General features: G+C 43.7%; 10 protein-coding genes and 1 tRNA gene. 8 read left to right on the forward strand and 3 right to left on the reverse strand.

What is annotated here, in order from left to right; all coding sequences use genetic code 11:
- The first annotated feature begins 225 nt into the window (after positions 1-225).
- Positions 226-2,331: an SPFH domain-containing protein gene (locus CDG77_RS31200; RefSeq protein ID WP_094333097.1), complete on the forward strand. Its 2,106-nt coding sequence runs from the start codon at positions 226-228 to the stop codon at positions 2,329-2,331.
- Positions 2,332-2,435: 104 nt separating this feature from the next.
- A complete protein-coding gene (locus CDG77_RS31205) occupies positions 2,436-4,247 on the forward strand; it encodes a serine/threonine-protein kinase (protein ID WP_094333098.1) in 1,812 nt (603 codons plus the stop codon).
- Between the two features lie 10 nt (positions 4,248-4,257).
- On the opposite strand, the gene CDG77_RS31210 is transcribed toward CDG77_RS31205, so the two are convergent.
- Positions 4,258-4,557: a 30S ribosomal protein PSRP-3 gene (locus CDG77_RS31210; protein ID WP_094333099.1), complete on the reverse strand. Its 300-nt coding sequence runs from the start codon at positions 4,555-4,557 to the stop codon at positions 4,258-4,260.
- 162 nt (positions 4,558-4,719) lie between these two features.
- On the opposite strand from CDG77_RS31210, the gene CDG77_RS31215 reads away from it, so the two are divergent.
- The 3 genes from CDG77_RS31215 (at position 4,720) to CDG77_RS31225 (ending at position 7,513) form a co-directional block, all read left to right on the forward strand.
- Positions 4,720-5,205, forward strand: coding sequence for a DUF29 domain-containing protein (locus CDG77_RS31215; RefSeq protein WP_094333100.1), 486 nt, complete (start codon positions 4,720-4,722; stop codon positions 5,203-5,205).
- 29 nt (positions 5,206-5,234) lie between these two features.
- The gene (locus tag CDG77_RS31220; RefSeq protein ID WP_094333101.1) at positions 5,235-6,038 is read left to right on the forward strand and encodes a TIGR01548 family HAD-type hydrolase; all 804 of its coding nucleotides are present in this window, start codon (positions 5,235-5,237) and stop codon (positions 6,036-6,038) included.
- A gap of 86 nt (positions 6,039-6,124) precedes the next feature.
- Positions 6,125-7,513, forward strand: a complete 1,389-nt coding sequence (locus tag CDG77_RS31225; RefSeq protein WP_094333102.1) for a cytochrome P450 — start codon at positions 6,125-6,127, stop codon at positions 7,511-7,513.
- Between the two features lie 46 nt (positions 7,514-7,559).
- Here CDG77_RS31225 and CDG77_RS31230 read toward each other — a convergent pair whose 3' ends face one another.
- Positions 7,560-8,369, reverse strand: coding sequence for a tetratricopeptide repeat protein (locus CDG77_RS31230; RefSeq protein WP_094333103.1), 810 nt, complete (start codon positions 8,367-8,369; stop codon positions 7,560-7,562).
- A gap of 145 nt (positions 8,370-8,514) precedes the next feature.
- Entirely contained in the window at positions 8,515-9,615 is a 1,101-nt protein-coding gene (ruvB, locus tag CDG77_RS31235) for a Holliday junction branch migration DNA helicase RuvB (RefSeq protein WP_094333104.1), read from the reverse strand.
- A gap of 162 nt (positions 9,616-9,777) precedes the next feature.
- Between ruvB and hisF the strand changes: the two genes are divergently transcribed.
- The 3 genes from hisF to CDG77_RS31250 all read left to right on the forward strand — a co-directional run bounded on the left by hisF (position 9,778) and on the right by CDG77_RS31250 (position 11,012).
- Positions 9,778-10,551 carry an imidazole glycerol phosphate synthase subunit HisF gene (gene hisF / locus CDG77_RS31240; protein ID WP_094333105.1) on the forward strand — a complete coding sequence of 258 codons (774 nt, stop codon included), beginning with the start codon at positions 9,778-9,780 and terminating at the stop codon, positions 10,549-10,551.
- A 99-nt stretch (positions 10,552-10,650) separates the two neighbouring features.
- On the forward strand, positions 10,651-10,845 hold the full coding sequence (locus tag CDG77_RS31245) for a hypothetical protein (RefSeq protein WP_012410736.1): 195 nt from the start codon (positions 10,651-10,653) through the stop codon (positions 10,843-10,845).
- Positions 10,846-10,939: 94 nt separating this feature from the next.
- Positions 10,940-11,012: transfer RNA gene (locus CDG77_RS31250), tRNA-Ala, on the forward strand.
- The last annotated feature ends 218 nt before the right edge of the window (positions 11,013-11,230 follow it).

Genomic DNA, 11,230 nt, shown 5'->3' on the forward strand with positions numbered 1-11,230 from the left:
CGAGGACGAATAAGACCGTCACTGATTCAATGATGTTGGAAGCCCCAACCTCAGCGAAGCAGGTTGGGGTACTTCACCTTTCTATTTCAACTTTGTAGGTTGGATATTTCCCAACCTACAAGTTATTTATTAAATTTTAAAAAAATTACGTCAAGTTTAAGAAATCGAGGCAAGCTTTGTTGAAGTGTTAAATTAGCTAATTAGTTGCCCAGATGGGCACAAATTATGAAAAGCTGTTCTTCTTCGCTTGGTACTCGTAAACAAAATAAGGTAGCTCGTTTAGCAGCATCTATCGTAGCAACGTTAGCGATCGCTAGCAGTATTCATTCTGTCAATGCTACTCCTGTAAAAACAACTACTGCAAAAGAAATAACTTCGGTATCAGTCCAGCTAAATCAGACTACACCAAATATTGCTCAGTTACAAATTAGTAGCACTAAATATCAAGCTGCTGGAATTAATCCTTTTGGACTGCTTCCCATCGTACTTGTCGGTGGTTTAGTCATATTCGTCCCCCTATTCTTTGGCGGACTAGTGGTTATTGGCGAACGTGAAGTTGGCATTGTGGTCAGAAAATTTACCCTTTCCGGGCGCGGAATCCCAGCCGGAGGATTGATTGCTCTTAATGGTGAAGCAGGTTTACAGGCAGATACTCTGCCTCCTGGTTGGCACTGGGGCTATTGGCCTTGGCAGTATTCTGTAAAAAAAGAAGCGGTAATTGTTGTTCCCCAAGGGGAAATCGCTTTAATTGTGGCGGCAGATGGTGCATCCAACCCACCAGAGCGGATTTTGGGTAAAATCGTGGGTTGTGACAACTTCCAAGATGCTCGAAAATTCCTTACCCAAGGTGGGGAAAAAGGGCGGCAGATGGGTTTTCTCACCGCAGGTACATATCGGATTAACACCGCCCTGTTTAAAGTCATCATGGCATCAAATGCCAGCGCTCATGGCATGGCTCCAGAACAGTTGCGGGTGTATAGTCTTGCATCTGACAAAGTTGGCATCGTTACTACCTTAGATGGTCTACCAATTTCTGCTGGTGAACTCGCAGGCCCCGTAATTGACGGACATGACAACTTCCAAAATGGTTATAAATTTATTGATGGAGGTGGACGGCGAGGTTTACAAGAGCAGATTCTACTCTCTGGTTCTTGGAACTTGAATCCTTGGTTTGTTCAGGTTGAACAAGTGCCGATGACGGAAATTCCCATTGGGTATGTGGGTGTGGTGATTTCTTTCGTGGGTAAGGCACATCAAGATGTTAGTGGTGCAGCTTTCACTCACGGTAACTTGGTGAATCAGGGACATAAGGGTGTGTGGGTCGAACCGCTATATCCTGGTAAGCACCCGATTAATTCCCGGATTATGAAGATTGAACTCGTGCCGACGACCAATATCGTTTTAAACTGGTCAGGTCGGACTGAACGCCACAGCTATGATGCTAAACTGGCTTCTTTAACAGTGCGATCGCGTGATGGATTTGCCTTTGATTTAGAAGTAGCGCAAATTATCCATGTGGGTGCATTAGATGCCCCGAAGGTAATTTCTCGCGTTGGTGTAATGCAAAATCTCGTAGACCATGTATTAGAACCAACTATCGGTAATTATTTCCGCAACTCAGCCCAAGACTATACTGTACTAGACTTTTTGACGGCTCGGAGTGAGCGACAAGCTGAGGCTGCTGAGTATATTAAAACAGCATTGCGGGCTTATGACGTGCAAGCGATCGACACCCTGATTGGTGATATTCTGCCACCAGCGTCGTTAATGCAGACACAGACAGACCGAAAAATTGCCGAAGAAGAACGCAAGACTTATGAAGTCCAGCAGATGGCGCAAACCCAACGGCAGCAGCTTGTCCGGGAAACGGCATTGGCTAATATCCAGCAAGAAATGGTGAAATCAGAGCAAAGTGTGCATATTGCTGACCTAAAAGCCCAAGCCCAAATTAAACAGGCGAACGGTGAAGCTGAGGGGACAAAACTCCGGGCAATTGCTGAGGCTGAAGGTATTCGGGCCACAGGTAACGCTAAAGCTGAAACCTACCGTGCTGGTGTGGAAGCTTTGGGGCCACAAGGTTATACAGCAATGCAACTAATGCAGATTATAGGCGATCGCAATGTCCGCTTGATACCGGATGTTTTAGTTGGTAGTAACGGCAGCAATAACGGCTTAGTGGATGGGCTGCTATCCATGATTTTATGGAATCAAACTGGTAAAGGTGAATTGACACCAACATCTTTGCATCCACAACCAGTAGTTACCAAAGCCCAACCAACCTCAGAAAACGGTTATCCACCTATAGTTGTGAATTTCCCTGTAGATAAGTAACATCAGGAACATGAGTTAGGGGCATAACATTGTTGTGCCCTGACAAAAAACAAACGGCTATATTTTATTGTGGACATCTTGCCCACCTTGTAGGTAGGAAAATTTTGCTTTTACAAGAACGTTATCGTTTACTCAAGGGAATTGGTAAAGGGGGATTCGGGAAAACCTTCCTTGCTGTCGATGAGGGTCAGTTTCCTCCAGTTCCTTGCGTTGTTCAAGAATTATCGCTGGAATCTGAAACAGATCAAACTTTTCAGCAAAAGGCGCAAAAGTTAGAAGAATTAGGTAAACATCCGCAAATTCCCGCTTTGTTGGCTTATTTCCAGCAGAATGAGCATTTTTATTTAGTGCAAGAGTTTATTGCAGGCACTAATTTAGCTCAGGTGGTTGAAGAGGAGGGCGCTTTTAATGAAACTCAGATTTGGCAACTTTTAGAAGATTTGTTGCCAGTTTTGCAGTTTATGAGCGATCGCAATATCATTCACCGCGATATTAAACCCCACAATATCATCCGTAGATCCGCAACTACAAAGAACGGGGATTTTTTCATAGTCGATTTTACCACTGCAAAAATCGTCACAGAAATCGATCGGCTAACATCTGAAACCAGTATCGGCAGTCCAGAATACGCTGCACCAGAACAAACGAGAGGAAAAGCGGTTTTTGCTAGTGATTTATATAGCTTGGGTGTAACTTGTATTTACTTACTTACTCAGATTCCGCCCTTTGATTTATTTGATATTGCTAACGATTGTTGGGTCTGGCAACAATATCTTACTACTAAGGTTAGCGATGTCTGGCGACAAGACTCAAAGAGTCTACGCTTGGCGCAAATTCTCGACAAGCTGCTGCAAAATGCTATTAACCGCCGCTTTCAATCAGCTAATGAAGTCATGCAAGTAATGGGTATGGAATGTAAAACTCAAAATTTGCAATTACCAAATCCTCCTTGGCGATGCTTGCATACCTTAACTGGGCATTCCGGGATATTAAGTGGTGTGAATGCCCTTGCCATCAGTCCTGACGATTACACTTTAGCCAGTGGAAGTGATGACAAAAACATCAAATTATGGGATTTAAATACCCAAAAAGTTCTAGCTACCTTATCAGGACATTCTCAAGCTGTAAAATCAGTTGCTTTCAGTCCAGATGGGAAAATTCTGGCAACTGCTAGCGATGATAAAACTATCAAATTGTGGCAGGTTGAGACATTAAAAGAAATCTGCACCTTAGTGGGACACTCACACGCTGTAAAATCAATTGCTTTCAGTCCAGATGGGCAGATTCTCGCTAGTGGTAGCTGGGATAAGACTATTAAACTCTGGGATGTAAATACTGGCAGAGAAATTTACACCATCGCTGGACACCAATTACAGGTAAATTCAGTAGCGTTTAGTCCTCAAGACCAGATTTTAGCCAGCGCTAGCTATGACAGAACGATTCGCCTGTGGCAATTGAGAGCATTTGGAGGCTTTGAGGAAAAATTTGAAAACCGCCCATGCTATTGCTTGTTAAGCACCCTTTCGGGTCATGCATGGGCGGTTTTGACAGTCGCTTTTAGTCCCGATGGTCAAATTTTGGCGACGGGTAGTGATGATAACACTATTAAGTTGTGGGAGGTAAACACTGGTCAGCTAATTTGCACACTTGTTGGCCATTCTTGGTCTGTGGTGGCTGTGGCTTTTACTGCCGATGGCGAAACACTCCTAAGTGCAAGTTGCGACAAAACAGTTAAACTTTGGAAGGTAAGCACAGCAGAAGAGATTGTTACTCTCTCTGGTCATATAGACTCAGTATCTGCTGTTGCTGTGAGCAAAGTTAGACAATTAATTGCAAGTGGCAGCAAAGACAAGACTATCAAACTGTGGCAGCTTGTAGAACAATGCGTAGGCGTAGCCAGTCGTAGACATCGCTAATATTGTAATATCAGGCGCTACCTGTGAAGGCAACTTCTGGAAATTTCAACTGAGCTTCGGCCATTGGACGGTTTCTGCCTTCCTCTTGCCAGTAGTTAATCACTTCTGTTGCTTTGTTAAGCAACTCCACACGATCCAGGTCAGTAATCCAATGTTTGGATTCTAATTCCTTTTTTAACTCTTCCCAGGCATCATTTCTGGGCCAAAAAAAGTACTTAGTCAAAGGACTTGTACCTTTACCTACAACTTGATCCACTGCTAGAGCAACGTTTTCGTCTAACCACAAAATTTTCAAAATAAACTTGGTCAATCACACCTCCGGGAATTTCCGGGCATTACTGAACTAGGATAGCGATCGCTTATTTTAACGCAATACCCTATCAAATGACCAAACATTCGGGAGTAGGGAGTAGGAGTGAGTAATTTTACTCAGTAATGTTAATTTTTAATTTTTAATTCGGAGCGTAGCGACGTGACTGCCCATCTCCCCCAATCTCAAAGGACATCTAATTCAGATTTGTACGAGCAAGACTTTTACCTGTGGATTCAAACCACGGCAGAACTGCTCAAGCAAGGTCGGCTTACAGAACTGGATTTAGAGAATTTAATTGATGAAATTGAAACGATGGGCAGAAGTGAAAAACGGTCATTAGAGAGCAATCTGGAAGTTTTGCTGATGTATCTGCTCAAATACCAAATTCAAACTGAAAGGCGCTCAAAAAGTTGGCAGTACACAATTTTGGAACACCGCAGGCGAGTCCAAAAGGCACTCAAGGAAAGTCCGAGTTTGAAACCTTACTTCGATCGGGTTTTTGACGAAAGCTACCAAACTGCTAGACGACTGGCTGTAATTGAAACTGGATTAGCGATCGCTATCTTCCCAGAAAAATCTCTCTTCACGCCAGAGCAAGCCCTCGACCCCGATTTTTTACCTGAGTCACGATCTCACGTTTTATGATGAGGTAAAACTCTTTTGCTTCCTACTCCATGACTCAACCAACCTCTGTAAAAGCGATCGCAATTTTCGATATTGATGGCGTTGTGCGCGATGTTAGCGGTTCCTATCGCCGGGCGATCGCAGATACCGTAGAACATTTTACTACCCAAGCATATCGCCCAACCCCAATAGATATTGACCAGTTGAAGTCTGAAGGCGTGTGGAATAACGATTGGGAAGCATCGCAGGAATTAATTTACCGCTACTTTGAAACTCAAAAACAGAGCCGCGAGCAACTGCAATTAGATTACAGTGCGATCGTTGCTTTTTTCCAATCGCGTTACCGAGGCCCAGACCCAAATAATTTTACTGGGTATATCTGTAATGAACCCTTATTATTACAACCTAGCTATTTAGAACAACTTACCCAAGCTGGGATTGCGTGGGGATTTTTTAGCGGTGCAACTCGTGCTTCTGCGAACTATGTATTGGAAAAACGTCTCGGTTTGGAATCTCCGGTGTTGATTGCGATGGAAGATGCACCAGGGAAACCAGACCCTACTGGACTTTTTGCCACAGTTCGGGAGTTAGAAAATGGAATTGAGCAAAAATCAGCGATCGTATATGTGGGGGATACGGTAGCAGATATGTATACCGTCGAGAAAGCACGGGGTCTAGATTCTGCTCGTTCTTGGATTGGTGTAGGGGTTTTACCACCCCATGTCCAGGAAACAGCAATGCGTGGTGATGCCTATAGTGAAACACTAATAGCAGCCGGAGCAACAGTAGTTTTGCGTAATGTGCAAGAATTAACCCCAAGACAGATTCAAGAATTGGTGAGTTCATCTATTTAATCTGTATTCTAAGATTAATCAAGTTATGCGTGGATGAATGATTAGCTGATAACGATCTTGCTCGAATTATTGGGAGATAAATAAAAATGTCTGCACTTAAACTGCCTAACGGCCCTCAAACTCACCCTTGGGTACAGACATATCAATGGCTGACTAACCCAGTGAAATACATGGAAGACTGTGCTAAAAGCTATGGTGATATGTTCACTCTCCGAATCGGCCCAGTTTTTACTCCTCAAGTCTTCATTAGCAATCCTCAAGCAATTCAGCAGATTTTTACCACAGATCCAAAACAGTTAGATTCTGGTACAGCAGCAGGTTCAGGAACGCCTTTATTGGGGCCAAATTCTCTATTTTCCTTAGAAGGAAAATCTCACCAGCGCCAGCGTAAACTGCTCACACCTCCTCTACATGGGGAAAGAATGCAGGCTTATGGTGATTTAATTAGTGAGATCGCCAAGCAAGTAACTAGCGAGTGGCCAGTTGGGGAAACCTTTACAGTCTTGCCATCCATGCAAGAAATCTCATTTCAGGTGATTTTGAAGGCTGTATTTGGTCTACAAGATGGACTTCGTTATGAAAAACTCAAAGAAATCCTGATTGCTATCCTGAATCCAAAAAGACCTCTTTTGCGGGCAATATTCCTCCTGTTCCCGTTATTACGAAAGGATTTAGGTCCTCGCAGTCCTTGGGGAAGTTATCTACGTTTGCGGCAGCAAATGGACGATCTGATCTATGCTGAAATTCAAGAGAGGCGATCGCTTGGCGACCAGTCTCGAAGTGATATTCTGTCTTTAATGATGGCGGCTCGTGATGAAGCAGGTGAGCCGATGACAGACTTGGAATTACGTGATGAATTGATGACTTTGTTGATTGCAGGTCATGAAACTACGGCTAGTTCTTTGGCATGGGCGCTGTACTGGATTCATCATCAGCCTGAAGTCCGTGAAAAGCTAGTGCAAGAACTGGATAGCCTCGGTGACAACAAAGACCCAAACGCCATTTTCCGATTACCTTATTTAAATGCAGTTTGTTCGGAAACAATGCGCCTATATCCGGTGGCGATGTTAGGAGTAAATCGATTGGTTAAATCACCTTTAGAAATTGCAGGCTACAAATTTGACCCTGGTACAATATTGGTTCCTTGTATTTATTTGAGCCATCATCGAGAAGATTTATACCCCAATTCCAAGCAGTTTCAGCCAGATCGTTTTCTAGAACGCCAATTTACTCCATCTGAATATTTGCCCTTTGGTGGTGGTAATCGTCGCTGTATTGGCATGGCATTTGCCCTGTTTGAGATGAAGCTGGTATTGGCAACTGTACTATCTGATTGGCAAATGAAATTAGCTGATACACAGCCAGTACTACCAGTTCGCAAAAGCATCTTGTTAGCACCAGGCGGTGGTGTACCAATGGTGGTAACTGGAAAGCGACAGCAAAATCAGCGAGTTCTTGAGACTAACTTAGTGTAAAAAGTATCAGAATCAGGTGGGAGCGATCCTTTGATTTACCTACTAATTACTGGATTTTCAAGAACTTATCCAAAGCTGTAACTAGACTAGGAGGCCAACGGCGGATATTTTTTACCCAGTCAATATCCTTGTAGCGGCTATCTAGCCCATAAGCTGCTACCCAGTTGCTCTCGGCTTCACCTTGTTCTCCATTTACCCAATATGCAGCAGTAAGGGCGGCACGCACATCAGCAAATTTGGAGTATTTACGGGCGATATTTCGCATTTCACGGATTGCTTGCTCTTTTTGACCAGTTTCATAAAGAGCGAGGGCATAGTTAGCACGGGCGAAGGCAAAATTTGGGGCTATCTCATTAGATTTTTTGTAATCCGCGATCGCATCTTCCCATTTTCCCAAACCTGTTTTGGCATTACCGCGATTGTTATACGCCATCGCATCTTTAGGATCGAGTTCTAAAACATGATTATAATCTGCGATCGCATCATCCCATTTTCCCATCCCTTCCAACGCCGCCCCCCGATTCAAATATGGATCGGTGACATTTGGTGCTAGTTCTATAGCTTTGTTATAATCTGCGATCGCTTCTTGTAACTTATTCTGACTTACCCGCGAATTTCCTCGGTTACTCCATGCCCCCGCATTAGTGGGAAATTGCTCAATAATCTTTGTCCAGTAGGTTTCAGCCGTCGCAAAATCACCTTGATTCGTCGCTATAAACGCCTGGTTTGCCCACTCATCACCTTGTTTTAATTGTTCTTCTGTAATCTTGTTGGACGTTTGAGATTGTGCCATAACTGGTGTACCCCAGCCAAACACGAGTAATAGACTGAGAAAAATACCAATCAACTTAATCATTTTGGTTTACCTGTGTCTTGAAGGTGGGTAATGGGGAATGAGGAATGGGGACTGGGGAACAGAGGGGAAAGAGGTAATTCTTAATTTTCCCCCTTGGCCCCAAGTGCCCCTCTGCCTTTTGTGCCCAATGCCCAATTTCTCATAATTACAATAATGACAACTGTTCATTAGGCGGCGTGAATCCCAAATGCTTATATGCTGCCTTAGTCGCCATTCTTCCACGATGAGTCCGAGTTAAATACCCAATCTGCATGAGGTAAGGTTCGTATACCTCTTCAATTGTTTGAGTATCTTCACCTGTAGCTGCTGCCATTGTTTCCAACCCCACTGGCCCGCCATTAAATTGTTCAATTATCACACTCAGCATTTGGCGGTCTGTCCAATCCAAACCGCATGGATCTACTTGGAATAGTTGCAGAGCTTCAGATGCAATGATTTCATTAATTTCGCCCGACACCTTAACCTCCGCATAATCACGGACTCGTTTAAGTAGCCTATTAGCAATCCGTGGCGTTCCGCGCGAACGACGGGCAATTTCTGTTGCACCATCTTCTGTAACAGGGGTTTTGAGTAATTGAGCAGTTCGCAGTACAATTTGAGTCAGTTCGTCAACTTCGTAAAATCGGAGTTTTTGAATTAAACCGAAGCGATCGCGCAGTGGTGAAGTTAAAGCACCAACACGGGTTGTAGCTCCCACTAGGGTAAACTTTGACAGAGGCAAACTTCTAATTCGAGCGCTGGAACCCTTACCAATAGTAATATCTAAGCGATAATCTTCCATAGCCGGGTAGAGAATTTCCTCAGTCATCCGCGAGAGGCGATGAATTTCATCTACAAATAAAATATCACCTGGTTTCATGTTCACCAGTAGCCCGACAATATCCCGCGGACGTTCTAGCGCTGGCGCACTAGTAATTTTGTAATTTACCCCCATTTCTGATGCTAAAATCATTGCCATTGTGGTTTTACCCAATCCCGGGGGCCCGTACAGCAGCAAGTGATCTAACACCTCACCACGAGACTTGGCTGCTTTGATGGCAATATCTAGCACATCCTTTAAATCTTTTTGCCCAATATAATCGGCAAATCGGTGCGGACGAATACCCTCTTCCTGCTGTTCTTGCTCATCAATAGCAGCTTCAGGCTTCAAAATGTTTTCTGTGGATGGTGTTTTCGCCGACTCCCGACGCTGCTTTGGTTCTCCGTTGGGTTCTGGAGGCTGTTTTTTCGAGGAGATTATCGCCATAATTCAGCTATCTACTTTTAAGGGGACTAGAAAGTGGGGAGTGGGAGAGGCAAGGGGAAAGAATAACCAATGCCCCATGCCCGTGAAAATTTTCGTTTGGAAATACCCGCGCCAATTTAAAATTTAAATTCCGGTCAATTACCCAGAAGTACAAAAGTTATTATGTTATCTAAAAGAATCTTACCGTGCTTAGATGTGAAGGCGGGACGGGTTGTAAAAGGAGTTAACTTTGTTAATCTCCAAGATGCAGGCGATCCGGTAGAGTTGGCCAAGGTTTACAACGAAGCCGGTGCAGATGAGTTAGTATTTCTGGATATTACAGCTACTCATGAAGACCGAGCTACTATTTTAGATGTAGTCTACCGGACTGCCGAACAGGTCTTTATTCCATTAACTGTGGGTGGTGGCATTCAATCCTTAGAAAATGTTAAAGCTTTGTTACGAGCCGGCGCAGATAAGGTTAGTATTAATTCTGCGGCGGTGCGCGATCCCGACTTGATTAATCGGGCCAGCGATCGCTTTGGTAATCAGTGCATAGTTGTTGCAATTGATGCCAGACGCAGAAATAACCCGGAAAATCCAGGTTGGGATGTGTATGTGCGGGGTGGAAGGGAAAATACAGGCTTAGATGCCCTATTGTGGGCACAGGAAGTTGAAAAACGCGGGGCTGGAGAACTGCTAGTGACAAGCATGGATGCCGATGGAACCCAAGCTGGGTATGACATCGAAATCACACGGGCAATAGCCGATGCTGTAGAAATTCCAGTTATTGCTTCTGGTGGCGCAGGTAATTGCGAACATATCTACACTGCCCTAACTGAAGGCAAAGCGGAAGCCGCACTACTAGCATCCCTATTACATTACGGTCAGCTAAGTGTAGCAGAAATCAAAAATTATTTGCGCGATCGCAACGTGCCAGTCAGAACATTATCTTGAACCACAAATTACTAGTAAATGACATCCATCTGAGGTTAGACACACTTCCTAAAAAGGGTGTTAATATTATTTTACAAGTATTAACAAATATTAAAAAATATGTTGCTTCCTATTTTACTTTTTGATGTGGCCCTAGTAGCGTGGTCGCTGCACTTAATGGAAAAAGCCTACGAGAGTAAAGAATTTTCTCTAATGTTGGCTGGTACATTAGTTGCTCTGGCTGCTGCTGCTATGTTAGTAGTTTACTTTTTGATGGGGCACTGTATGACCTATTTATTGCAAGTGTCGTTGTGAAGGTTGAGTGGTAGAGGAGATATTTAAAATTTAGTTTCCACAAAAAGCTTGACAAAGTAATAATAACTAAGCCATTATATGTAATGGATTTTAAGGGGTTATAGCGCAGTTGGTAGCGCACCTCAATGGCATTGAGGGGGTCAGCGGTTCGAATCCGCTTAGCTCCATCCTTAAACTTTAAGTCTCGTTATACCTGTTTGTGATTGGAAGCATAATTTTTCTGCGACGAAAAGCTTATGCTTCCAATTTTTTATACTTGACAAAAACGCGGACTAAATTTTTATAGTCACCTCGGTTTTGCAAATAGATTTATCTGATTTCGCGGAAAACCCCATCCGTCTATACGGTGGGGATGGATAGCGGTCTACGGAGCGGAGCGCAGTAG

This window comes from Nostoc sp. 'Peltigera membranacea cyanobiont' 213, assembly GCF_002245975.1.
Classification (GTDB): domain Bacteria; phylum Cyanobacteriota; class Cyanobacteriia; order Cyanobacteriales; family Nostocaceae; genus Nostoc.

What these genes read in the sequence shown, in the direction of transcription:
- CDG77_RS31230 (WP_094333103.1), bottom strand. Translation starts at nt 8,369, where the DNA reads ATGATTAAGTTGATTGGTATTTTTCTCAGTCTATTACTCGTGTTTGGC.
- CDG77_RS31245 (WP_012410736.1), top strand. Translation starts at nt 10,651, where the DNA reads ATGTTGCTTCCTATTTTACTTTTTGATGTGGCCCTAGTAGCGTGGTCG.
- hisF (WP_094333105.1), top strand. Translation starts at nt 9,778, where the DNA reads ATGTTATCTAAAAGAATCTTACCGTGCTTAGATGTGAAGGCGGGACGG.
- CDG77_RS31200 (WP_094333097.1), top strand. Translation starts at nt 226, where the DNA reads ATGAAAAGCTGTTCTTCTTCGCTTGGTACTCGTAAACAAAATAAGGTA.
- CDG77_RS31225 (WP_094333102.1), top strand. Translation starts at nt 6,125, where the DNA reads ATGTCTGCACTTAAACTGCCTAACGGCCCTCAAACTCACCCTTGGGTA.
- ruvB (WP_094333104.1), bottom strand. Translation starts at nt 9,615, where the DNA reads ATGGCGATAATCTCCTCGAAAAAACAGCCTCCAGAACCCAACGGAGAA.
- CDG77_RS31220 (WP_094333101.1), top strand. Translation starts at nt 5,235, where the DNA reads ATGACTCAACCAACCTCTGTAAAAGCGATCGCAATTTTCGATATTGAT.